At 61.8% G+C, this 23,821-nt stretch carries 21 protein-coding genes; 13 read left to right on the forward strand and 8 right to left on the reverse strand.

Annotation, left to right across the window (positions count from 1 at the left end; all coding sequences use genetic code 11):
- The 3 genes from AAZU54_RS16000 to AAZU54_RS16010 form a co-directional block, all read right to left on the reverse strand.
- Nucleotides 1–1,004, reverse strand: a 1,004-nt coding sequence (locus tag AAZU54_RS16000) for an ABC transporter ATP-binding protein (RefSeq protein WP_434727373.1), incomplete at its 3' end; no start/stop codon positions are given.
- A gap of 291 nt (nucleotides 1,005–1,295) precedes the next feature.
- Nucleotides 1,296–1,925 carry a response regulator gene (locus AAZU54_RS16005; protein WP_264235361.1) on the reverse strand — a complete coding sequence of 210 codons (630 nt, stop codon included), beginning with the start codon at nucleotides 1,923–1,925 and terminating at the stop codon, nucleotides 1,296–1,298.
- A gap of 10 nt (nucleotides 1,926–1,935) precedes the next feature.
- Nucleotides 1,936–4,323 (reverse strand): PAS domain-containing sensor histidine kinase, encoded by a 2,388-nt coding sequence (locus AAZU54_RS16010; RefSeq protein WP_434727374.1) that lies wholly within the window; start codon nucleotides 4,321–4,323, stop codon nucleotides 1,936–1,938.
- Nucleotides 4,324–4,418: 95 nt separating this feature from the next.
- Between AAZU54_RS16010 and AAZU54_RS16015 the strand changes: the two genes are divergently transcribed.
- Nucleotides 4,419–5,414, forward strand: coding sequence for an alpha/beta hydrolase family protein (locus AAZU54_RS16015; protein ID WP_434727375.1), 996 nt, complete (start codon nucleotides 4,419–4,421; stop codon nucleotides 5,412–5,414).
- 118 nt (nucleotides 5,415–5,532) lie between these two features.
- Here the strand turns inward: AAZU54_RS16015 and AAZU54_RS16020 are convergent, their stop codons facing one another.
- The 3 genes from AAZU54_RS16020 to AAZU54_RS16030 are packed head-to-tail and all read right to left on the reverse strand — an operon-like array spanning nucleotide 5,533 to nucleotide 7,983.
- The gene (locus tag AAZU54_RS16020; RefSeq protein ID WP_186552675.1) at nucleotides 5,533–6,297 is read right to left on the reverse strand and encodes a TerB family tellurite resistance protein; all 765 of its coding nucleotides are present in this window, start codon (nucleotides 6,295–6,297) and stop codon (nucleotides 5,533–5,535) included.
- A 1-nt stretch (nucleotide 6,298) separates the two neighbouring features.
- Nucleotides 6,299–6,970: an N-acetylmuramate alpha-1-phosphate uridylyltransferase MurU gene (murU, locus tag AAZU54_RS16025; RefSeq protein ID WP_434727376.1), complete on the reverse strand. Its 672-nt coding sequence runs from the start codon at nucleotides 6,968–6,970 to the stop codon at nucleotides 6,299–6,301.
- Entirely contained in the window at nucleotides 6,967–7,983 is a 1,017-nt protein-coding gene (locus AAZU54_RS16030; protein ID WP_434727377.1) for an aminoglycoside phosphotransferase family protein, read from the reverse strand. Before AAZU54_RS16030 ends, murU begins: the two co-directional genes overlap by 4 nt.
- A 130-nt stretch (nucleotides 7,984–8,113) precedes the next feature.
- Between AAZU54_RS16030 and AAZU54_RS16035 the strand changes: the two genes are divergently transcribed.
- From AAZU54_RS16035 to AAZU54_RS16085, 11 genes are all read left to right on the forward strand, one after another.
- Nucleotides 8,114–10,930, forward strand: coding sequence for an LPS-assembly protein LptD (locus AAZU54_RS16035; RefSeq protein ID WP_434727378.1), 2,817 nt, complete (start codon nucleotides 8,114–8,116; stop codon nucleotides 10,928–10,930).
- Nucleotides 10,911–12,230 carry a peptidylprolyl isomerase gene (locus AAZU54_RS16040; RefSeq protein ID WP_186552679.1) on the forward strand — a complete coding sequence of 440 codons (1,320 nt, stop codon included), beginning with the start codon at nucleotides 10,911–10,913 and terminating at the stop codon, nucleotides 12,228–12,230. Before AAZU54_RS16035 ends, AAZU54_RS16040 begins: the two co-directional genes overlap by 20 nt.
- The gene (gene pdxA, locus AAZU54_RS16045; protein ID WP_312153875.1) at nucleotides 12,227–13,216 is read left to right on the forward strand and encodes a 4-hydroxythreonine-4-phosphate dehydrogenase PdxA; all 990 of its coding nucleotides are present in this window, start codon (nucleotides 12,227–12,229) and stop codon (nucleotides 13,214–13,216) included. Before AAZU54_RS16040 ends, pdxA begins: the two co-directional genes overlap by 4 nt.
- Nucleotides 13,213–14,019, forward strand: a complete 807-nt coding sequence (gene rsmA / locus AAZU54_RS16050; RefSeq protein WP_186552681.1) for a 16S rRNA (adenine(1518)-N(6)/adenine(1519)-N(6))-dimethyltransferase RsmA — start codon at nucleotides 13,213–13,215, stop codon at nucleotides 14,017–14,019. The genes pdxA and rsmA overlap by 4 nt, the downstream gene beginning before the upstream one ends.
- Before the next feature lie 136 nt (nucleotides 14,020–14,155).
- Nucleotides 14,156–14,536 (forward strand): Co2+/Mg2+ efflux protein ApaG, encoded by a 381-nt coding sequence (gene apaG, locus AAZU54_RS16055; protein WP_186552682.1) that lies wholly within the window; start codon nucleotides 14,156–14,158, stop codon nucleotides 14,534–14,536.
- On the forward strand, nucleotides 14,536–15,402 hold the full coding sequence (locus AAZU54_RS16060; RefSeq protein WP_434727379.1) for a symmetrical bis(5'-nucleosyl)-tetraphosphatase: 867 nt from the start codon (nucleotides 14,536–14,538) through the stop codon (nucleotides 15,400–15,402). The genes apaG and AAZU54_RS16060 overlap by 1 nt, the downstream gene beginning before the upstream one ends.
- 14 nt (nucleotides 15,403–15,416) lie before the next feature.
- Nucleotides 15,417–15,746 carry a thiosulfate sulfurtransferase GlpE gene (gene glpE / locus AAZU54_RS16065; protein ID WP_186552684.1) on the forward strand — a complete coding sequence of 110 codons (330 nt, stop codon included), beginning with the start codon at nucleotides 15,417–15,419 and terminating at the stop codon, nucleotides 15,744–15,746.
- Nucleotides 15,747–16,028: 282 nt separating this feature from the next.
- Nucleotides 16,029–17,951 (forward strand): PrkA family serine protein kinase, encoded by a 1,923-nt coding sequence (locus tag AAZU54_RS16070; protein WP_186552685.1) that lies wholly within the window; start codon nucleotides 16,029–16,031, stop codon nucleotides 17,949–17,951.
- A 137-nt stretch (nucleotides 17,952–18,088) separates the two neighbouring features.
- On the forward strand, nucleotides 18,089–19,363 hold the full coding sequence (locus tag AAZU54_RS16075; RefSeq protein ID WP_186552686.1) for a YeaH/YhbH family protein: 1,275 nt from the start codon (nucleotides 18,089–18,091) through the stop codon (nucleotides 19,361–19,363).
- The gene (locus AAZU54_RS16080) at nucleotides 19,360–20,928 is read left to right on the forward strand and encodes a SpoVR family protein (protein WP_186552687.1); all 1,569 of its coding nucleotides are present in this window, start codon (nucleotides 19,360–19,362) and stop codon (nucleotides 20,926–20,928) included. Before AAZU54_RS16075 ends, AAZU54_RS16080 begins: the two co-directional genes overlap by 4 nt.
- 57 nt (nucleotides 20,929–20,985) lie before the next feature.
- A complete protein-coding gene (locus tag AAZU54_RS16085) occupies nucleotides 20,986–22,110 on the forward strand; it encodes a multifunctional CCA addition/repair protein (protein WP_392463668.1) in 1,125 nt (374 codons plus the stop codon).
- A 197-nt stretch (nucleotides 22,111–22,307) separates the two neighbouring features.
- On the opposite strand, the gene folK is transcribed toward AAZU54_RS16085, so the two are convergent.
- Nucleotides 22,308–22,817: a 2-amino-4-hydroxy-6-hydroxymethyldihydropteridine diphosphokinase gene (gene folK / locus AAZU54_RS16090; RefSeq protein WP_186552689.1), complete on the reverse strand. Its 510-nt coding sequence runs from the start codon at nucleotides 22,815–22,817 to the stop codon at nucleotides 22,308–22,310.
- On the reverse strand, nucleotides 22,808–23,164 hold the full coding sequence (gene folB, locus AAZU54_RS16095) for a dihydroneopterin aldolase (protein WP_186552690.1): 357 nt from the start codon (nucleotides 23,162–23,164) through the stop codon (nucleotides 22,808–22,810). The genes folK and folB overlap by 10 nt, the downstream gene beginning before the upstream one ends.
- Nucleotides 23,165–23,238: 74 nt before the next feature.
- On the opposite strand from folB, the gene plsY reads away from it, so the two are divergent.
- Complete coding sequence (gene plsY / locus AAZU54_RS16100) at nucleotides 23,239–23,808, forward strand: glycerol-3-phosphate 1-O-acyltransferase PlsY (protein WP_186552691.1); 570 nt, start codon at nucleotides 23,239–23,241, stop codon at nucleotides 23,806–23,808.
- Nucleotides 23,809–23,821 lie beyond the last annotated feature (13 nt).

Consider the following 23,821-nt stretch of genomic DNA (forward strand, 5'->3'; position numbering starts at 1 on the left):
TCGCCTTTGCCGCAGACTTCCAGGCGCACCCGTACGTGGTCGCCCAGGTAGATGAACTCGGCCACCCGCCCGGAGAAACGGTTGACGCAGCTTTCACTGTGGCCATTGAGCCGTACGCGCTCGGGGCGGATCGACAAGGTCACCGGATCGCCCGCCTCGCCAACGTTGACCGCCAGCGCCTCGACCCGCTCGCCACGCGCCAGCTGCACCTGGCAACGCTCGCCATTGCGCGCCAGCAGGGTGCCGTTGAGGCGGTTGTTCTCGCCGATGAAGTTGGCGACGAAGGTGTTGCGCGGCTCTTCATAGAGGGTGCGCGGGTCGGCGATCTGCTGGATTTCACCTTGATGGAACACCGCCACACGGTCGGACATGGTCAACGCTTCGCCCTGGTCGTGGGTCACGTACACCACGGTTACGCCAAGGCGCTGGTGGATGTGCTTGATCTCCATCTGCATGTGTTCGCGCAGTTGCTTGTCGAGCGCGCCGAGTGGCTCGTCCATCAGCACCAGCTGTGGCTCGAACACCAGCGCACGGGCCAGGGCCACCCGCTGTTGCTGGCCACCGGAGAGCTGGCCTGGGTAGCGCTTGGCGAAGGCATCGAGCTGGACCATGCCGAGCACGCGCTTGACCCGCTCGCTGATGTCGGTCTTGCTCAGGTTGCGCACGCTCAAGGGGAAGGCCAGGTTCTCGGCCACGGTCATATGCGGGAACAGCGCGTAGTTCTGGAACACCATGCCAATGTCGCGCTTGTGCGGCGGCACGTTGTTGATCGAGCGACCCGCCAGCTGGATCTCGCCAGCGGTGGGCGTTTCGAAGCCGGCTAGCATCATCAGGCTGGTGGTCTTGCCCGAACCGGAAGGGCCCAGCAAGGTGAGGAACTCGCCCTTGCGGATGTCCAGGTTGAGGTCTTTGACGATCAGCGATTCGCCGTCGTAGCTCTTCTGCACACCACGGAAACTGACCAGCGTCTCGCTGGTGGCAGCGTTCGAATTCGCCTCGCTCATGCCTGCACCTTCTTGTTGGATGACTGCGTGAGTGAAGGTTAGAGAAGGCGCAAGTGCCCGCAAATCGGGGGTGCTGAGAGAATGCCATCATCCAGTTGGAAGATTGCGTGTAGGGATTGCCCTACAAGGCTGACGCCCACAGATAAATCAATGGCTACGTGGGAGCGGGCTTGCCCTGCGATAACGCCGGCGCAGCCTCCTCTATTGCCTGGCTTTGCGCCATCACGGGGCAAGCCCGCTCCTACGGGTATGGGGCGAGCCGGGAACCTGGCCATGTCGCAAGCAGAACACTCACACCAACTTGTGCTCCATGGCGTACTTGACCAGCTCGGCCAGCGAGTTGACCTTGAGCTTCTGCATCAGTCGCGCCTTGTGGGTGCTGATGGTCTTGCTCGACAGCGCCAGTTGCTGGGCGATGTCGTTGACGTTGGCGCCTTGGGCGAGGCGCTCGAAGACCGAGAACTCACGTTCCGAAAGCAAGGTATGCAGCGGCCGGGTCTCGGTCAGGCCAACCTCGAAGACCATCCGGTCGGCCAGCGATGGGTCGATATAGCGCCCGCCTCCGGCTACCCGGCGAATAGCGGTGAGCAACAGCGCCGGATCGCTGTCCTTGGTGGCATAGCCAGCGGCGCCCGCTTTCAAGGCGCGGGCGGCCATCTGCGCTTCATCATGCATCGACAACATCAGGATCGCTGGCGGGTTGTTCAACGCGCGAATCCGCGGGATCGCCTCCAAGCCATTAACCCCAGGCATGGAGATATCCAGCAATACCACTTCACAAGGGGTGTGGCGCAGGGTCTCGAGCAGTTGCTCGCCATTGCCGGCCTCCCCCGCCACCTGCATGTCCTTGGCCAGGCCGATCAACTGCTTGATGCCTTCACGAACTATGGTGTGGTCTTCGGCCACCAGCACTCGAATCACGCTTACTCTCCTAATCCAGAGGAATGCTCACGCTCAGGCTACTGCCTTCACCTGGCTCACTGTCCAGAGTCATGCTGCCGCCAAGCATCAGGACCCGCTCGCGCACTCCCACCAGGCCAAAGGACGTTGGCCTGGCCTGATCGGTGCAAAATCCTACCCCATCATCGATGATGCTCATGCGCAGTACGTCATGCTCGTGCACCAGTTCGATCTGCACGGTATGAGCCTGAGCGTGGCGCATCACGTTGGTCAATGCCTCCTGGAGGATGCGAAATAGCCCCGTGGCCTTGGCGTCACTCAAGGCTGGCAGATGCTCCGGCACTTGCACCAGGCAAGGAATCTGCGTGCGCGCCTCGAAACGCCGCGCCTGCCATTCGATGGCCGAAGCGATGCCCGCATCCAAGATCGGCGGACGCAGGGCGGTGGCTACGTCACGCACCAGCTGGAACAGCTGGGCGATCAGGCGCTTCATGCTGGTCAGGCGTTCGTTGAGCCCAGGGTCGAGTTCGGCATAGGCCAGCTCGCACATCGACACCTCTAGCTTGAGCACGGTGAGCATCTGCCCCAGCTCATCGTGTACCTCTCGGGCGATGCGCGCCTTCTCTTCCTCGCGCACGCTTTCCAGGTGCGCCGACAACTCGCGCAACTGTCCTTGGGATTGCGCCAGGGCCAGCTCGGCCCGCTTGCTCTGGGTGATGTCCCAGACCACACCGTCCCACACCACCCGGCCATCGGCCAGGCGCCGGGTACTGGCCTTGATATCGGCCCAGCGCTGCTCGCCCTGGCGGGTGAGGATGCGCCCCTGCCAGGACCAGTCCTGATTGTTGGCCAGGGCCAGGTCCTGGACGCGGTGATAGTCGGCGCGGTCCTGCGGATGGACCAAGTTACGCAGGCCCATCTCAGGGTGTTGGATCACTGCCGGCGCGTAGCCCACCAACGCCTCGCTGCCTTCACTGATGTAGGGAAACTCCAGATCGCCCTCGGCCGGATCACGCTCCAGGCGGAACACCAGCCCCGGCACGTTGCCAGCGATGCCCTTGAGCCGCGCCTCGCTTTCGCGCAGGGCGGCCAGGGCACGGCGGCGCTCGGTAACATCGGTGAGGAACACCACCAGGTACTCGGCATCGCGAAAACGCAGAAAGCTCAGCGACAGGTCGACCGGCAGCAGGCTGCCGTCGGCGCGCAGGCACTGGCTTTCGAACTGCTGGGCGCCGCCATCGCCGGTGCGGGCACGCTTCCACAGTTCAAGCCAGCGATCCATTTGCAGATTCGGCTCGAAATCGATCAACGGCCGCTCGAGCAGTTCGCCTTCGCCATACCCCAGCATGCGTTCTGCGGCATGGTTGGCGTAGCGCACATGACTGTCCCAATTGACCCAGAGAATGCCCACGGTGCTCTGGTCGATAGAGAACTGGCTCAAACGCAGCGCTTCTTCCCGCGCCTGGCGTTCATGCAGGTTATCCCTGGCCGCCAGCAGGCTGCGCTCCAACTGCCGCTGCTGGCGACGCTGCCAGACCAGCGTGGCGATGGCGCACAGCAGCAGCATGCCGAACAGCAGCGCCAAATTCTGCCAGAAGCCTGTGCTGTCACTCAGGCGCGGATACTTCGGTTGCAGCCAGCGCTGGTGCAACTGCTCCAGTTCTTTGGCTGGCATGGCCTGTAGACCGCGCTCCAGCACATCGGCCAGTAACGGCCAATCACGCCTGGAGCCAACCCGCAGCAACTGTGGCAGGCCGATATCGCCGACCACCGCCAGATCACTGAACTCACTCTCGCGCGACAACCGGCTGAGCTGGGCCTCGTCCAACACGGCATAGCTCGCCTGCCCGCCAAGCAGCAACTGCAGGGCCTGGCGTTCGTTAGGTACACCCTGCAAGTTGAGGTTGGCGTAGTTGCCCCGCAGGTAATCGGCCAGGGCGCTGGGCATGCGCACCGCAACCCGCTCACCCGCGCCAAGTTTTTCAAGCTCGACCGCCACCGCGCCGGTACGCGGGCCGACCATCAATTGCGGGACGCGCATGTAGGGATCGCTGAACAACCACAAGCGCAGACTGGCTGGGGTTTGCGTAAGGCCTGGGGCGAAATCGATCTCACCGGCCTGCAGCGCATGCTCCAGCGCCGCTTGGTCGGCGAAGTTGCGCCAGGTCAGATCCAGGCGCAGCGCCTGGGCCAGCCAGTTGACCAACTCGACATTGGCCCCATATAGCTGCTGCAGGCGCCGGTCGAACTGCGCGTACGGCGCTTGCAGCACCAGGCCAACACGTAGGCTGCGATGCTCTTCCAGCCATTGCTGCTGGTCCGGTTCCAGCGCCACCGTCGGCGCAGGCGTGGGCCTGGCCAAAGCGATCAAGGGCAGGCACAAGCAGCCGATAACCAACAGGCGACGCATTCGCTTCATCTCTACGCTCGTCTTGGCAAGCGCGGCCATCACTCGTGGCCGTCGCGGACAAATACTATTAGGCTGCCGGTATCATTCTGGCCTTGGGTTGATTCATGTTGACACTTTATCGCACGACGCTGGCAATGTTCTGCCTGGCCTCGATCCTACCGCTGGGCGCACAGGCCGAAGACGCCGAAAAGGCCGCACCGGCCGCTGAAGCTGCCGCCCCCAGCCCGCGCGCTGCGCTGCTCGAACGTAGCCAGGAAGATGCCCAGGCGCTCGAACGCCGGGTGGCCAAAGCTGAGCAGCAAACACTGCAAGCCGGTAACGAGAGTTTCCTGGCATTGTGGAAGCCGGCCAACGACAGCGACCCTAAAGGTGCGCTGATCATCGTGCCGGGCGCTGGAGAAAATGCCGATTGGCCAACCACGGTCGGCCCTCTGCGAAGCAAATTCCCTGATGCGGGCTGGCACACCCTGAGCGTGAGTCTGCCGGACTTGCTCGCTGACAGCCCCCAGGCGCGCGTCGAGAGCACGCCTGCGCCGCAGCCTGACAAAGGCACTGGCGAAAGCGCTCCAGCCAAGGACACCCCTGCCGATGCCAATGCCAATGTCGCCCAGGCCACCGCGCCCGAGGCCGATACCGCGCAGAGCACCGATGCCGTCGAGGCCAGCGAACACAACGATCAGGCCGACGCCGAGCGGATCTTTGCCCGGCTGGACGCGGCCGTGGCCTATGCCCAGGAGCAGAAAGCCCGCAGCATCGTGCTGTTAGGTAATGGCAGCGGCGCCTATTGGGCGGCGCGCTACCTGAGCGAAAAGCAACCGCCGCAGGTGCAGAAGCTGGTGATGGTCGCGGCGCAGACCCCGGCCCGGGTGGAGCATGACCTGGAGAGCCTGACGTCGACGCTCAAGGTGCCAGCCGCCGATCTCTATTACGCCACCCGTACTGGCGATCGGCACGCAGCCCAATTGCGCTTGCAAGCCAGCAAGCGGCAGAAGGACAGTCAATATCGGCAGTTGTCGCTGATTGCCATGCCAGGCAACAATGCCGCAGAGCAAGAGCAGCTGTTCCGGCGGGTTCGAGGATGGCTGTCGCCGCAGGAGTAACCTGGCGGATTCAATGGCCTCATCGCGGGGCAAGCCCGCTCCCACGCCGAATTTTCTATACGGGGGGGCGTGGGAGCGAGCTTGCCCCGCGATAAGGCCAGCAGCGACCACCCAGGCCCTACAACCCACGACGCTTGCGAATCAACGCATAGGCCTGATGCAGCTCCCGGGTTTTCTCGGTCGCCTCGCGCACCTGCGCCTCACTGGCGCCATTGCCCACCAACTTGTCAGGATGGTGCCGGCTCAGCAGGCGCCGATAAGCCTGTTTGACCTTGTCCCCCGCGGTATCCGCCTCAACCCCGAGCAGGCGCAACGCCGCCGCATAGGTCAAGGTCGCGCCCTCGGCGGTGGTCTTGCGCGGTTCGTACTCCAGCGACAGCGCTTGCGCCTGGCGCCGACTCAGCCCCAGCTGTTGCCCCCAAGTCAAGACCAGATCACGCTCCTGGCGCCCGGCCTTGCCATCGGCCCACACCATCCGCCAGCACGCACGCAGCGTACCTTCTGCGGCATGTGGCTGCTGCTTGATGCGGTGCAGATAGCGGCCTAGCCGGTCCTTGCCGGACTTGCCACGATTGAATGCGGCAATCGCCCGCAATCGGGCTGGCTCGGCCATGTCCAGCCGCGCCATCTCCTGACGCGCCTGCTGGATATGCCCGTCCGCTACCCGGCCATCGCTCTTGGCCAGCCGCCCGAGCAGCACGAACAACAGCTCTTCATCGCGCAGCGCCGGGCGCCCGCCCAGGCGCTCGCGCACATCCTCCCAACCGCGCAGCCGCAGGCGTCGGTCCATGGCCTGACCTAGCAAGGCGCCCAGCAATGCGCCAGGGATACTGGCCACTGCAAAGCCCGCTCCAGCACCAATCACTGTGCTCGGCCACCACATGTCAGGCGCGCTCGCCAATCAAGCGCTCAACCTCGGCCAAGCGCTCCAGGGTGCCAACGTCGACCCAGAGGCCGCCATGACGTTCACCGGTTACCTTGCCCTGGGCCATCGCTTGACGAAGCAACGGCGCCAGTTTGAAAGCACCAGGCTGGCAACCTGCGAACAACGCCGGATCCAGCACCGAGATGCCGCTGAAGGTCAGCGTCCCCGGGGCATCGTCGCCATCGACCACCTGCGCGCCCTGCAAACGGAAGTCGCCCCGGCCGTGGTGCCCTGGGTTGTCGACCAGCACCAGATGAGCCAAACCCTCGAGCGGTTTATTCAACTGGCGAAAATCGTAGTCGCTCCAGACATCGCCGTTGACCAACAGAAACGGCGCCTCGCCCAGCATCGGCAGCGCCTTGAAGATTCCGCCACCGGTCTCCAGCGGCTCGCCTTCGGCCGAATAGCGGATGGTCAAGCCAAAGCGGCTGCCATCGCCCAGGTGATCTTCGATCTGCTGCCCCAGCCAGGCGTGGTTGATCACCACTTCGCTGACACCGGCTGCAGCCAGGGCGCGCAGGTGATACTCGATCAGCGGCTCTCCCGCCACCGGCACCAGTGGTTTTGGAGTGTGCAGGGTCAGCGGGCGCATGCGCTCACCCTTGCCCGCCGCCAGGATCATTGCCTTCATGGACGAGCTGCCTTCAGTTCAGCGATCAGTGCACCCAGCTCAGCCAATTCCGGCCGGCGGCCGATCACTTCATCTATATAGGCGAAGAAACGCGGAACGTCGCCGAGGTAACGCGGCTTGCCGTCGCGGTGGCAGATGCGCGCGAAGATACCGATCACCTTGAGGTGACGCTGCACGCCCATCAGGTCGCTGGCGCGGTGAAATGCCGCGAAATCGGATTGCACTGGAATGCCAGCGACCCGCGCCTTCTCCCAGTAATCACCCAACCAACCCTCTACCCGCGCCTGCGGCCAGCTGAGGAAAGCATCCTTGAACAGGCAGGTAATGTCGTAGGTGACTGGGCCGTAGACCGCATCCTGGAAGTCCAGCACGCCAGGATTGGGCTTGCTGTGCATCAGGTTGCGCGGCATGTAGTCGCGGTGTACCAGCACCTTGGGCTGAGCCAGAGCGCTGTCGATCAACAGTTGGCTGACGCGCTGCCAGGTAGCTAGCTGCGTTGCAGTCAGGGCGACACCGAGCTCGCGGCCGACGTACCACTCTGGGAACAGCTCCAGCTCACGGCGCAGCAAGGCATCGTCATAGCTGGGCAGCGGCGCGGTCATGGGCAGGCGCTGCAAGGCCAACAGGGCGTCGATGGCATCGGCGAACAGGCCATCGGCATTCTCAGAGTTAATAATGTCCAGGTATGTCTGGTGGCCGAGATCGCCGAGCAACAGGAAGCCGCGCTCCAGGTCCTGGGCATGAATCAGCGGCACATGCACATCGGCGCTGGCCAACAAGTGGTCGATCTCGACGAAGGGACGGCAGTTTTCCTGCGGTGGCGGTGCATCCATGACCACAAAGCTGCGATTGGCGCCCTGCCAGCGGAAATAACGACGGAAGCTCGCGTCACTGCTGGCGGCGGTTAGAGTACCTTCGGGCACCTCGCCCCAGCCGTTTATCTGGAACAGGGCGAGCAGTTGCTGTTTGAGCCAGTCTTTGAGCAGTTCAAGGCGTAGATCATGATCAGGCATTACAAGGGTCTCCGACGGCCCTAGCCGTCAAGCGGGTCATGCTTTATTATCCAGCATCTTTTTCAGACCATCGAGAGGCGTGCGGCCCCACACGCGGGCAGATGGCACGCAGGAAGCCCGGACTAATAAGATGGCATTGAAATCCCCCGCGTTTCGTAGAAAGTTTCCGTTGTTGGTCACTGGCGGTTTGCTGGTACTGCAACCACTGGCCACCTCGTACGTGGTGGCTGCCGAGCAGTTTGACTGCCAAGTGTCCGCCTCCGGTGGTTGGGACTGCAAGCCCAAAACCTCTGTCAGCAACTTGCCGCCGCGCCCTGTGCACGATGGCGCTGCGCTCAGTTCCGGCACCGAAGCCGAGGCCACTGAAGTCGGCGCCGATGGCGAGCCCAAGCCGATGCTGGTCACCGAGGCCAAAGGCCGTGGCCTGAAAACCCGCAGCGAAGACTACAGCCATCTGGACTGGGTCCCGCGCGAGAAGCTCACCGCTGCCCAGCTGGCCGAGACTGGTCCGTACTGCGCTGGCGCCTATGTCGAGCCGATCCGCCCTGGCATGGATGACACCACGCCCAAGGACGAGTCGCCGACCTATATCAATGCCAAGGTCTCCAAGTACCAGCAAGAGCAGCAGATCGCTACTCTGGCCGGTGACGTGGTCATGCGCCAGGGCAGCATGCAGGTCGAAGCCGACGAGGCCAACCTCTACCAGACCGAGAACCGTGGCGAGCTCAAGGGCAACGTCAAGATCCGTGACAACGGCTCGCTGGTAGTTGGCGACGAGGCGCAGATCCAGCTCGATACCGGTGAAGCCCAGGTCGACAACGCCGAATACGTGATGCACAAGTCGCGCATCCGCGGTAACGCGCTGTACGCCAAGCGTGGCGAGAACGCCATCATCCGCCTCAAGGATGGTACCTACACCACCTGTGAGCCTGGCAGCAACGCCTGGCAGCTCAAGGGCAACAACATCACCCTGAACCCGGCTACCGGCTTCGGTACCGCGACCAACGTCACCCTGCGGGTCAAGGATTTCCCGGTGTTCTACACACCGTACATCTACTTCCCGATCGACGACCGTCGCCAGTCCGGCTTCCTGCCACCTTCGTTCAGCACCAGCAGCGACACCGGCTTCATGCTGGTCACGCCGTACTACTTCAACCTGGCGCCGAACTACGACGCCACGTTGTACCCGCGCTACATGACCAAGCGCGGCTTGCTGATGGAAGGCGAGTTCCGCTACCTGACCAAATCGAGCGAAGGTCAGTTCGGTGGCGCCTACCTGAACGACAAGAACGACGATCGTAAAGACCAGACTGACTACAAAGAACAGCGCTGGATGATCAACTGGCAGCACAAAGGTGGCCTCGATGAGCGCCTGATGACTGAAGTCGACTACACCGACATCAGTGATCCGTTCTACTTCCAGGATCTGGAGTCGGATCAGATCGGCGTGGAAAGCCGTGATGTGGTCAACCAGCAAGGTGCTGTGACTTACCGTGGCCAAGGCTACACCGCGCGTTTGAATGCGCACGCCTATGAAATGGCGACGCTGTCCCGGATCACCCCATACGACAAGCTGCCGCAGATCACCTTGGACGGCATGCTGCCATACCATCCGGGCGGCTTCGATTTCAGCTACCAGACCGAAGCTGTGCGCTTCGATCGAGACCTGAGAGACGACTTCGTCTTCGATGAAGATGGCAACCCGGATCTTTCCGCAGGCGCGCCAGGCCGTCGCCTGGATGAAAACGTCTTCGGTCTGGCCCGTGCCAACGGCACCCGTCTTAACGTTGCGCCCGCTATCAGCTTGCCCATGGAAGCCAGCTACGGCTTCATCAAGCCGAAGCTGAAGTACGTCTACACCCATTACGACCTTGATCTGGACGGTGAAGGCAAGGCAGACCTGGCTGCTGCCAGCGATGCCACCCGTGACCTGCGCGGCGATTTCTCGAGCAGCCAGGACCGTAGCGTTCCAGTCTTCAGTGTCGACAGCGGCCTGTACTTCGACCGCAATACCCAGTGGTTCGGCAAAGATTACCGCCAGACTCTGGAACCGCGCTTGTTCTACCTTTACGTCCCATATAAGGACCAGAAGGACATCCCGGTATTCGACACCAGCGAGAGCTACTTCAATTATTCCTCGCTGTTCCGTGACAACCGCTTCAGCGGCTCTGATCGCATCGGCGACGAGAACAAGCTGTCGCTGGGCGTGACCAACCGCTGGATCGAAGAGAACGGCTTCGAGCGTCAACGCATCAGCGTCGGCCAGGCGTTTTACTTCAAAGACCGCAAGGTGCAGATGCCAGGCATCGACTGGCGTACTCGCCAAGACTCGCAGTCGGACGTCTCGCCATACGCGCTGCAGTACCAGTTTGCCTTCAACCGCGACTGGCGCCTGAACGCCGACTACAACTGGGACCCGGACACCCGCAGCCCACGTTCGGGTAGCGCGATGTTCCACTACCAGCCGGAAGACGAGCCGAACAAGATCGTCAACCTGGGCTACCGCTATCGCAACGACTTGGTGCGCTACGACTCGCTCACCGGCACCTGGCAGGTCGGCGGTGGCGACTATGGCACCCCAGGCAGCCCGAACTACGTCAAGGATTACTACAAGATCCAGCAGCACGATTTCTCGGTCATCTGGCCGATCGTGCCGCAGTGGAGCGTCATCGCACGCTGGCAGCATGACTACAACCGCAACCGCACCCTGGAAGCCATGGGCGGTTTCGAGTACGACAACTGCTGCTGGAAACTGCGTCTGATCAACCGTTACTGGATCGACTACGACGACTTCAGCCAAGCACTTCCACAGAACGAAAAAGGCGACCATGGCATCTTCCTGCAGATCGTGCTGAAAGGCCTCGGTGGCGTGGTGGGCAACAAGGTCGAATCTTTCCTCGACGAAGGCATTCAAGGTTACCGTACACGTGAAGACCAAGCTTATTGATCGTCTGCGCCCGCTGATGCTGGGCGCTGTAATGCTGAGTGGCGCGGTGCATGCCGCGGTACAACCTTTGGACAGTGTCGTGGCCATCGTCGATAACGACGTGGTCATGAAGAGCCAGCTGGACCAGCGCGTCCGTGAGGTCGAGCAAACCATCGCCAAGCGCGGCGGCGGCACTCCACCTCCGGGCGCACTGGATCAACAGGTCCTGGAACGCCTGATCGTCGAAAACCTGCAATTGCAGATTGGCGAACGCTCGGGCATCCGCATCACCGATGAAGAACTGAACCAGGCCATCGCCACCATTGCCCAGCGCAACGGCATGTCGCTGGATCAGTTCCGCGCCGCCCTGGCCCGTGACGGCTTGTCGTTCGAAGACGCTCGCGAGCAGGTCAAGCGCGAGATGATCATCAGCCGTGTGCGCCAGCGTCGGGTAGCTGAGCGCATTCAGGTTTCCGAGCAGGAAGTGAAGAACTTCCTCGCCTCGGACCTGGGCAAGATGCAGATGTCGGAAGAGTACCGCCTGGCCAATATCCTTATCCCAACCCCGGACGGCGCCAACTCGCAAGCCATCCAGGCGGCCGCTGGCAGGGTTGGCGATATTTACCAGCAGCTCAAGCAAGGCAAGGACTTTGGCCAGATGGCCATCGAGCATTCGGCCAGCGAGAACGCCCTGGAAGGCGGCGAAATGGGCTGGCGTAAAGCCGCCCAGCTGCCGCCAGAGTTTGCCAAGCTGCTCAGCAGCATGGCCGTTGGCGACATCTCCCAGCCTCTGCGCATACCTAGCGGCTTCCTCATCATCAAGCTCGAGGAGAAGCGCGGCGGCAGCGAAAGCGTGCTGCGTGACGAAGTGCACGTGCGCCACATCCTGATCAAGCCGAGCGAAATCCGTAGCGAAGCGGCCACCGAACAACTGGCCGAGAAACTCTACGACCGCATCCAGAACGGTGAAGACTTCGCCACCCTGGCGAAAAGCTTCTCGGAAGATCCAGGTTCGGCGCTCAACGGCGGCGACCTCAACTGGGTCGATCCGAACAGCCTGGTGCCAGAGTTCCGCGAGCAAATGGCCAATGCCCAGCAAGGCCAAGTCACCAAGCCATTCCGTACCCAGTACGGCTGGCATGTGCTGGAAGTGCTGGGCCGTCGCGCCACCGACAGCACTGAACAGGCTCGCGAGCAACAAGCCCTGACCGTCCTGCGTAACCGCAAATACGACGAAGAGCTGCAGACCTGGCTGCGCCAGATCCGCGACGAAGCCTACGTTGAGATCAAGCTGCCTGGCGCTGACCAGGCCGCCCAGTGAAGCCCCTGCGCTTCGCCGTCACGCCCGGCGAGCCCGCTGGCATAGGTCCTGACCTGTGCCTGCTGCTCGCCACCGAGGCCCAGCCTCATCCCCTGATTGCCATCACCAGCCGTGACCTGCTCGCCGAGCGGGCCGCGCAGCTGGGGCTGGCGGTCAGTCTGCTGCCGGTAACCCCCGACACATGGCCCGACCAGGCAGCGCCTGCCGGGAGCCTCTACGTCTGGGATACGCCACTGGCCGCAAGCGTGGTGCCAGGGCAGCTGGACAAAGCCAACGCGGCGTTCGTACTGCAGACCCTGACCCGGGCTGGCCAAGGCTGCCTGGACGGACACTTCGCGGGCATGATCACCGCCCCGGTACACAAGGGCGTGATCAATGAAAGCGGGATTGCCTTCTCCGGGCATACCGAGTTTCTCGCCGAACTGACCCACACCAGCCAAGTGGTGATGATGCTCGCCACCCACGGCCTGCGCGTGGCACTGGTGACCACTCACCTGCCCCTGCGCGATATCGCCGATGCCATCACTGGCGAGCGCCTGGAGCGGGTCACGCGCATTCTGCATGCTGATCTGCGCGACAAATTCGGCATTGCCATGCCACGCATCCTGGTGTGCGGGCTTAATCCGCACGCCGGTGAAGGCGGCCATCTGGGCCGCGAAGAAATCGACATCATCGAGCCTGCACTGCAACGCCTGCGCAATGAAGGAATGGACCTGCGCGGCCCACTGCCTGCCGATACCCTGTTTACCCCCAAATATCTGGAGCACTGCGACGCGGTGCTGGCGATGTACCACGACCAAGGCCTGCCGGTACTCAAGTACAAAGGTTTCGGCGCGGCCGTCAACGTCACCCTGGGCCTGCCGATCATCCGTACCTCGGTTGACCACGGCACGGCTCTGGACCTTGCCGGCACTGGCAAGGTCGACACCGGCAGCCTGCGCGTCGCGTTGCACACCGCCTACCAGATGGCCGAGAACCGACCATGAACGAGCACTACCAACACCGGGCGCGCAAGCGCTTCGGCCAGAACTTCCTGCACGACGCCGGCATCATCGACCGCATCCTGCGCGCCATCCACGCCAAGCCCGGTGAGCACCTGCTGGAAATCGGCCCAGGCCAAGGTGCCCTCACCGAAGGCCTGCTGGGCAGCGGTGCGCAGCTGGACGTGGTCGAGCTGGACAAAGACCTAGTGCCGATTCTTCAGCACAAGTTCGCCGGTCGCGACAACTTCCGCCTGCACCAGGGTGACGCGCTGAAGTTCGACTTCAATCAACTGGGCGTGCCGCAGCGCAGCCTGAAAGTCGTCGGCAACCTGCCCTACAACATCTCCACGCCATTGATCTTCCACCTGCTCAGCCACGCTGGGCTGATTCGCGACATGCACTTCATGCTGCAAAAGGAAGTGGTCGAGCGCATGGCCGCAGGCCCAGGCGGCGGTGATTGGGGCCGCCTGTCGATCATGGTGCAGTACCACTGCCGGGTCGAACACCTGTTCAACGTCGGCCCAGGGGCGTTCAACCCGCCGCCAAAAGTCGACTCGGCCATCGTGCGCCTGGTCCCGCATGAAGTGCTGCCGTTCCCCGCCAAGGATCCGCTGCTGCTTGAGCGGGTGGTGCGCGAAGCCTTCAACCAGCGCCGCAAGACCCTGCGCAACACCCTCAAGGGCCTGCTCGACAGCCAGGCCATCGAAGCCGCTGGCGTAGACGGCAGCCTGCGTCCCGAGCAGCTCGACCTAGCCGCGTTCGTGCGCCTGGCCGACAAGCTGGCTGAGCAACAGCCGAGCAACTGACCGCGACTGATCGCGGGGCAGCCCCTGCCCCGCGATCGACTGCCCAAGGGCAATAGTTCCACAACTGGCTTCCAGCCCCTCCAATGGCCTAGACTGCATCCATTGCCGCAATTGCGTGTTTGCTCAAGGCCCTTGCATGTCCGACCCCCGCTATCAGATCGACGTCAGCGTCGTCACCCGCTATCTCAAAGAACAATCCGATCCCGACAACGAGCGTTTCGCCTTCGCCTACACCATTACCGTACAGAACAACGGCACGGTATCCGCCAAGCTGATGTCCCGGCACTGGCTGATTACCAATGGTGATGGTGAAGTCGAAGAGGTTCGCGGCGCAGGCGTAGTTGGCCAGCAGCCGCTGATCGAGCCGGGCCAGAGCCATACCTACAGCAGTGGCGCTGTGATCAGCACCCGCGTCGGTGCCATGCAGGGCAGCTACCAGATGTTCGCCGAAGACGGCAAACGCTTCGACGCCGCCATCGCGCCGTTCCGCCTGGCCGTACCCGGGGCCCTGCACTGATGGCTGTGTACGCTGTCGGTGACCTGCAAGGCTGCCTGCAACCGCTTAAATGCCTGCTCGAACGTGTGCACTTCAACCCTGCCGTCGACCGCCTGTGGCTGGTCGGCGACCTGGTCAATCGCGGCCCTGAGTCGCTGGAAACCCTGCGCTTTTTGTATTCGATCCGCCAATCGCTGGTATGCGTGCTGGGTAATCACGACCTGCATCTGCTGGCCGCCTGGCACAATATCGAGCGCCTGAAGAAAAGCGATACCCTGCGCGAAATTATCGAAGCGCCCGACGCCGACCAACTGCTCGACTGGTTGCGCCAGCAGAAGCTGTTGCATTACGACGAGCCGCGCGGCGTTGCCCTGGTGCATGCCGGCATTCCGCCGCAATGGACCCTGGGTAATGCCTTGGAGCTGGCCGCAGAAGTTGAAGAGGTGCTGCGTGACGATGCCCGCCTGAAGCTCTACCTGGATGGCATGTACGGCAACGAGCCGAACAAGTGGAGCAACAAGCTGACCGGCGTCGAGCGCCTGCGGGTAATCACCAATTACTTCACCCGCATGCGCTTCTGTACCGCCGAAGGCAAGCTCGACCTCAAGAGCAAGGAAGGCCTGGACACCGCGCCCAAAGGTTACAAGCCCTGGTTCGCCCACAAAGACCGCCGTTCGCGCCACGTGAAGATCATCTTCGGTCACTGGGCGGCCCTCGAAGGGCGCGTTCATGCGCCCGGCGTGGTAGCCCTGGACACCGGCTGCGTATGGGGCGGTGCCTTGACCTTGTACAACGTCGACAGCGGCGAACTGCACCGCTGTGACTGCGCCGACGACGGCACTCCACGTCAGCCAGCACAACCCACTAGAATGAACGATCAGTCCTGAAGGAAACCGCCCCCATGAGCGAATTCAAGCGCATCCCTCCCGAGCAGGCCCAGACCCTGCGTGAGCAAGGTGCGGTGGTCGTCGACATTCGCGACCCGCAAGCCTTTGCCGCTGGCCATATCAGTGGTGCCACGCATCTGGACAACCACTCGGTCGCCGATTTCATCCGCAATGCCGACCTCGACAAACCCACCGTGGTGGTCTGCTATCACGGCAATTCCAGCCAGAGCGCAGCCGCCTACCTGGTCGGCCAGGGCTTCTCCGAGGTCTATAGCCTCGATGGCGGCTTTGAGCTGTGGCGTGGTACTTATCCGGCCGAGATCGCCCAAGGCAGCACCGAATAATTTTTTCATTTCCCTCGCAGCCCGCGTCCCGTGCGGGCTCGCGCCAGACCTGACGAACGGTCGTGGCAAACTTCTGGGCCTTGCGCCCTTGACCTCTCGTAGAACCAACTATCCTTAAGCCCAGGCCATCCAAAAAGGGGAGAGCCGGTACACCGGCGTGCGGGTCATCGGTAGCGTTTCAAGGGTGTTCTGGGGGGTATACAGCAATCGGCGAACCCGGTTGCATGCCAGCATCAGCTGACTGATCCGGCGTCGGCTCCACGTATCGAGCGAGGTGACGTCATGAGTATCTTTAGCCACTTCCAACAACGTTTCGAGTCAACCCGCCAGGAAGAACTCTCGCTGCAGGAGTACCTTGAGCTGTGCAAACAGGATCGCAGCGCCTACGCTTCGGCGGCCGAACGGCTGTTGATGGCCATCGGTGAGCCGGAACTGATCGACACCTCGAGCAACTCCCGACTGTCGCGAATCTTCTCCAACAAAGTGATCCGCCGCTATCCCGCGTTCGAAGACTTCCATGGCATGGAAGAATGCATCGACCAGATCGTCTCGTACTTCCGGCATGCCGCGCAGGGCCTGGAAGAGAAGAAACAGATCCTCTATTTGCTGGGCCCGGTGGGTGGCGGTAAATCGTCGCTGGCGGAAAAACTCAAGCAACTGATGGAGAAAGTGCCTTTCTACGCGATCAAGGGCTCGCCGGTCTTCGAGTCGCCATTGGGGCTGTTCAACGCCACCGAAGATGGGGCCATTCTCGAAGAAGATTTCGGCATCCCGCGGCGCTACCTCAATACCATCATGTCGCCTTGGGCGACCAAACGACTGGCCGAATTCGGGGGCGATATCAGCCAGTTCAAAGTGGTCAAGCTGTACCCTTCGATCCTCAACCAGATTGCCGTGGCCAAGACCGAGCCGGGCGATGAGAACAACCAGGATATCTCCGCGCTGGTGGGCAAGGTGGATATTCGCAAGCTTGAGGAATTCCCGCAGAACGACGCCGACGCCTACAGCTATTCGGGCGCGCTGTGCCGGGCCAACCAGGGCCTGATGGAATTCGTCGAGATGTTCAAGGCGCCGATCAAGGTGCTCCACCCACTGCTGACCGCCACCCAGGAAGGCAACTACAACAGTACCGAAGGCCTCGGTGCGATCCCCTACTCCGGGATCCTGCTGGCCCACTCCAACGAATCGGAGTGGCACACCTTCCGCAACAACAAGAACAACGAGGCGTTCATCGACCGGATCTACATCGTCAAGGTGCCGTACTGCCTGCGCGTCAGTGACGAGATCAAGATCTACGACAAGCTGCTGTTCAATAGCTCCCTGGCCAAGGCCCATTGCGCGCCTGACACCTTGAAGATGCTTGCCCAGTTCACTGTGCTGTCGCGCCTCAAGGAGCCGGAAAACTCGAATATCTATTCGAAAATGCGCGTGTATGACGGGGAAAACCTCAAGGACACCGATCCCAAGGCCAAGTCGATCCAGGAATACCGCGACTCAGCCGGCGTCGATGAGGGCATGACCGGCCTGTCGACTCGCTTCGCCTTCAAGATCCTCTCCAAGGTGTTCAACTTCGACCCCCATGAAGTGGCCGCCAACCCGGTGCACCTGCTGTATGTGCTGGAACAGCAGATCGAGCAGGAGCAATTCCCGGCCGAGGTGCGCGAACGCTACCTGCGCTTCCTCAAGGAATACCTGGCACCGCGCTACATCGAGTTCATCGGCAAGGAGATCCAGACCGCTTACCTGGAGTCCTACAGCGAATACGGCCAGAACATCTTCGACCGCTACGTGCTGTACGCCGACTTCTGGATCCAGGACCAGGAATACCGCGACCCGGAAACCGGCGAGATCCTCAACCGCATCGCCCTCAACGAGGAGCTGGAGAAGATTGAGAAGCCTGCCGGCATCAGCAACCCGAAAGATTTCCGCAACGAGATCGTCAACTTCGTCCTGCGTGCCCGCGCCAATAACAATGGCAAGAACCCGACCTGGCTGAGCTACGAGAAGCTGCGGGTGGTGATCGAGAAGAAAATGTTCTCCAACACCGAAGACCTGCTGCCGGTCATCAGCTTCAACGCCAAGGCCAGCAAGGAGGATCAACAGAAGCACAACGACTTCGTTACCCGGATGGTGGAACGTGGCTATACCGACAAGCAGGTGCGCTTGCTGTCGGAATGGTACCTGCGAGTCAGGAAATCGCAATAAAGCGGCAAGCTGCACGCCGCAAGCCGCGGGCTGTCCAGCGCAACGTTAAGACGATGCGCCACAGCTTGCGGCCGTGGGGGCTGCTGTTTCTTGCAGCTTGATGCTTGACGCTTGCAGCTGTTTTTAGCGGAGAGACCATGAGCTACGTTATCGACCGACGCCTGAACGGCAAGAACAAGAGCACGGTCAACCGCCAGCGCTTTTTGCGCCGGTACCGTGACCACATCAAAAAGGCCGTCGAAGAGGCCGTAAGTCGCCGCTCCATCATGGACATGGAACACGGCGAACAGATCAGCATTCCCGGCCGCGATATCGACGAGCCGGTGTTGCACCATGGTCGCGGCGGTAAGCAGACCATCGTTCACCCAGGCAACAAGGAATTCACCGCCGGCGAACACATCGCCCGCCCTCAAGGTGGCGCGGGCGGCGGAGGTGGCCGTGGCAAGGCCGGTAATTCCGGCGAGGGCATGGACGACTTCGTTTTCCAGATCACCCAGGAAGAATTCCTCGAATTCATGTTCGAAGACCTGGAGCTGCCCAACCTGGTCAAGCGTCACCTGGCCGGCACCGACACCTTCAAGACCGTGCGCGCCGGGATTGCCAACGAAGGCAACCCTTCGCGCATCAATATCATCCGCACCCTGCGCTCGGCCCATGCCCGGCGCATCGCGCTGACCGGCAGTAGCCGCGCACTGCTGCGCGAGGCCAAGGCCGAGCTGGCACGGCTGAAGGTCGAAGAGCCTGATAATTTCACCGACATTCAAGCCGTAGAGGCCGAGATCGAGCGCCTCAGCGCCCGCATCAACCGCCTGCCGTTCCTCGACACCTTCGACCTCAAGTACAACCTGTTGGTCAAACAACCCAATCCCAGCTCCAAGGCGGTGATGTTCTGCCTGATGGACGTGTCCGGCTCGATGACCCAAGCCACCAAGGACATTGCCAAGCGCTTCTTCATCCTCTTGTACCTGTTCCTCAAGCGCAATTACGACCGCATCGAAGTGGTGTTCATTCGCCACCACACCAGCGCCCGCGAGGTCGACGAGGAGGAATTCTTCTATTCCCGCGAGACCGGCGGCACCATCGTCTCCAGCGCGCTGAAATTGATGCAGGAGATCATGGCCGAGCGCTACCCGACCAACGATTGGAACATCTACGCGGCGCAAGCATCGGACGGTGATAACTGGAACGACGACTCACCGATCTGCCGCGAGATCCTCTCCAAACAGATCATGCCGCATGTGCAGTACTACACTTACGTGGAGATCACCCCACGCGAACACCAAGCGCTGTGGTACGAGTACGAGCGCATCGGCGAGTCTTTCCCTGACACCTTCGCCCAGCAGCAGTTGGTTTCGGCCGGCGATATCTATCCGGTCTTCCGTGAACTCTTCCAGCGCAGGTTAGCCACATGACCGCCAGAGCACAGAGACGCCAACCCATATCCACCGGGTCCGAGTGGACGTTCGACCTGATCCAGACCTACGATCGGGAAATCAGCCGGCTGGCCGAGCGTTACGCGCTGGACACCTACCCCAACCAGATCGAAGTGATTACCGCCGAGCAGATGATGGATGCCTACGCCTCCGTCGGCATGCCATTGGGTTATCACCACTGGTCCTACGGCAAGCAATTCCTCAGTACCGAAAAGTCCTATAGCCGCGGCCAGATGGGCCTGGCCTACGAGATCGTGATCAACTCAGATCCGTGCATCGCCTACCTGATGGAAGAGAACACCATGTGCATGCAGGCACTGGTGATTGCCCATGCCTGCTATGGGCACAACAGTTTCTTCAAGGGCAATTACCTGTTCCGCACCTGGACCGACGCCAGTTCGATCATCGACTACCTGGTGTTCGCCAAGCAGTACATCGCCCAGTGCGAAGAGCGCCACGGTATCGATGCCGTGGAAGACCTGATCGACTCTTGCCATGCCCTGATGAATTACGGCGTAGACCGCTACAAGCGGCCTTACCCGATCTCCGCTGAAGAGGAACGGCGCCGGCAGAAAGAGCGTGAAGAACACCTGCAGAAGCAGATCAACGACCTGTGGCGAACCATCCCCAAGGGGGCGGAGAAAGGCAGCGACCGCGACGATGCGCGCTTCCCCGCCGAACCGCAGGAGAACATCCTCTACTTCATTGAAAAACACGCTCCGCTGCTCGAGCCCTGGCAGCGCGAGGTAGTGCGCATCGTGCGCAAGATCGCCCAATACTTCTATCCACAGCGCCAGACCCAGGTGATGAACGAAGGCTGGGCCACCTTCTGGCACTACACGCTGATGAACGACCTCTACGACGAGGGCCTGGTAACCGAAGGCTTCATGATGGAGTTCCTCCAGTCGCATACCAGCGTGGTGTTCCAACCCGGCTTCGACAGCCCGTACTACAGCGGCATCAACCCCTATGCCCTGGGCTTTGCCATGTACACTGACATTCGCCGCATCTGCGAACATCCAACCGAGGAAGATCGCCGCTGGTTCCCCGACATTGCCGGCAGTGATTGGCTTTCTACCATCAAGTTCGCCATGAGCAGCTTCAAGGACGAGAGCTTCATCCTGCAGTACCTGTCACCCAAGGTGATCCGCGATCTGAAGCTGTTCAGCATCCTCGATGACGATCAGCGCGACGACTTGCTGGTGCCTGCGATTCACGACGAATCCGGTTATCGGGTCATCCGCGAACAGCTGGCTGCGCAATACAATTTGGGCAATCGCGAACCCAATGTGCAGATCTGGAGCATCGACCGCCGAGGCGACCGCTCGCTGACCCTGCGCCACCAGCAGCACAACCGCAAACCGCTGGGCGACTCCACCGACGAGGTGCTCAAGCACCTGCACCGTTTGTGGGGCTTCGACATCCACCTGGAAACCGTACAGGGCGACCAGATCATGAAGACCCATCACATGCCGCCACGCGGCGAGCATGGCGAGGCCGGCGACTACGGACGCATGGACCTGGCCGTGGTTCATCACCTCTAGCCAAGCCCCTCCCTTGCTGTCGACAGGTTATCCTGTGGGCAGCAAGGGAGATTTAACATGCAGATTTATAAAGTTGGCGGCGCGGTGCGTGACCGCCTGCTCGGGCGTCCTGTCAGCGATGTCGACTGGCTGGTGGTGGGTGCCACTGTTGAACAGATGCAAGCCTTGGGCTATCGCCCGGTCGGGGCCGACTTCCCGGTCTTCATTCATCCCAAGACTGGCGAGGAATATGCGCTGGCGCGCACCGAGCGCAAGAGCGGGCGTGGCTATGGCGGTTTTACCTTCCATGCCAGCCCTGAGGTCACCCTGGAACAAGACCTGATCCGCCGCGACCTGACCATCAATGCCATGGCCGAGGATGAGCACGGCAGCCTGTGCGATCCCTACCACGGCAAGACCGATCTGGATAAGCGCATACTGCGCCACGTTTCCCCCGCGTTTGCCGAAGATCCTCTCAGGGTTCTGCGCGTCGCCCGCTTCGCCGCTCGCTATGCCCCGCTGGGTTTCAGGGTGGCTGAAGAAACCCTTGAGTTGATGCGACAGATCAGCGATTCGGGTGAATTGCAGGCTTTGACTGCCGAGCGCAGCTGGAAAGAGATCGAGCGCGCCTTGATGGAAGATCAGCCGCAGGTATTCATTCAGGTGCTGCGTGATTGTGCTGCGCTAAAACAGCTGATGCCCGAGCTAGATACCCTGTTGGATAGCGACCAGCGAACCTTGGCTGTGCTCGAACAGGCCGCCCTGCATCAGCAGCCCCTGCATGTGCGCTGGGCGTGTTTGACGCATGACCTGGGTGGAGCGATCAAAGCCATCAACCAACGCTTCAAAGCGCCGCGAGAATGCCAGGAGCTGGCCTTGCTCGTGGGTGAATGCCACGGCTATTGCCAACAGGACTACACGCTCAGCGCATCGAAGCTACTGGAGTTGCTGCAGAAGTTTGATGTGTATCGAAGGCCGCAGCGCTTCGAAGACTATATCGCGGCGTGCGAGATGATTGCTCGTGGGCGGCAACAGCTGCAGGAACAAGGTTATCCACAGGGCGCCTACCTACGTGCAGCAGCGCAAGAAGCCAAGGCGGTGGATGTGAAAAGTTTGGTGGAACGAGGCCTGACCGGGCAGGCGTTAGGCGAGGCGCTCAGGTCTGAGCGGCTGGCGGCGCTAGAGCGCTTTACCCAGGCTTGAGAATGCAATCGCGGGGCAAGCCCGCTCCCACGCCGCCCCCTCCAACGCCAACTTATCGCTGAAGCATACGCAGGAAGCGCCCGCGCTAGTGTCATCGCTGAAGCATAAGCAGGAAGCGCCCGCGCAGGAGCAACTACGTGGGAGCGGGCTTGCCCCGCGATAGCGCCAGTACAAGCCCAGAACAACTGCAGCTCAGCTCACGGACGGGTCAGCTGCAACCCACGCCATTCAAACGGCACTGGCGCCAATACCTGGTCGATGCTCGCCTCCTGCCACAGCTGCGCCATGCGCTTGCCCGCCCCCGGATGCAGCAATGTCGGCGCGATCAGCGACAACGGCCACAGCACGAACGCATTCTTCAGAATCTCCGCCCGCGGCAATACCAGGCCATCGAATGTGCCATGCAGATCGTCATACATCAGCACATCGATATCCAACGGCAAGCCCTTGCGATCCGGCGCATAGCGGCCATTTTCCGCCTCGATGAACTTGAGCCGGCGATCCAGCTCCAGCAGCGGCAGGTCAGTTTGGCCAGTCACCACCAGGTTGAAGAACGGGCCGCTCTTGATCCCGACTGCCTGGCTTTCGAATACCGGCGAGCAGCGCATGTCACGCAGAAAGCCCGCCAAGGCATCGAGCCCAGCGCACAGGTGCTTCTCACGCTCGATGTTACTGCCCAGCCCTAGGTAAACCGTGCTCACAGACATCCGCGCTCGATCTCCACGCCAACACCGCCACGGGCTGCCGGGACGGCGCCCGGCTTGGTCAGCTTCAGTCGCACCCAGGGAATGTGGAACTCGTCCATCAGCACCGCGACCAGCCGCTCGGCGAAGGTCTCGACCAACTCGAAGCGCGCCTGCTCGGCAAACGCCTGAACCCGCGCCGACACACTGGCGTAGTCCAGCGCCAGGCTCAGGTCGTCACCGGCCGCGGCTGGGCGGTTATCCCAGGCGAAGCTCAAGTCCAGGCGCAGGCACTGGCGAATATCCCGTTCCCAGTCATAAGCACCGATTACGGTATCGACTTCCAGGCCTTCGATGAACACTCTGTCCAAGCACTTCTCTCCACAGCACGACAAGGGCGACTGGCGCCGTTAGAATCAGGGCGTCCTCGCCCGGAATAGTTAGCATGTTTTGGTTATTGGCGCTGCTCGCCTACCTGCTCGGCTCTCTGTCCTTCGCCATCGTCCTGAGCCGCCTCAGCGGCAGCCCCGACCCTCGCTCAAGCGGTTCGGGCAATGCCGGGGCGACCAACATGCTGCGTTTGGCAGGTCGCAAAATGGCGATCCTGACCCTGCTGGGCGACCTGTGCAAGGGCATGTTGCCAGTACTGCTGGCCGACCTGGCCGGTTTGGGCTTGCAACAGCAAGCCTGGATTGGCCTATGCGCGGTGATCGGCCACCTGTTTCCGGTGTACTTCCGCTTCAAGGGCGGTAAAGGCGTAGCAACGGCGGCCGGCATGCTCATGGCGCTGTACTTTCCTGCCGCCCTGCTGGCCATCGTCGCCTGGGGCCTGACCTTCTACCTGACCCGCACCAGCTCGCTCGCCGCGTTGATCGCCACCCCGCTGACCCTGCCACTGCTGGCCTGGCGCGAGCCGGAAGCACTGCTGCCCATGACCGTACTCACGATACTGATCGTCTGGCGTCATCGCAGCAATCTACGCGACCTGTTCGCCGGACGCGAACGACATTTCTGAGCCATGCGCGTCA

Origin of the sequence: Pseudomonas sp. Je.1.5.c (assembly GCF_051129895.1) — a bacterium.
In the GTDB taxonomy this organism is placed as follows: Bacteria; Pseudomonadota; Gammaproteobacteria; order Pseudomonadales; family Pseudomonadaceae; genus Aquipseudomonas; species Aquipseudomonas urmiensis.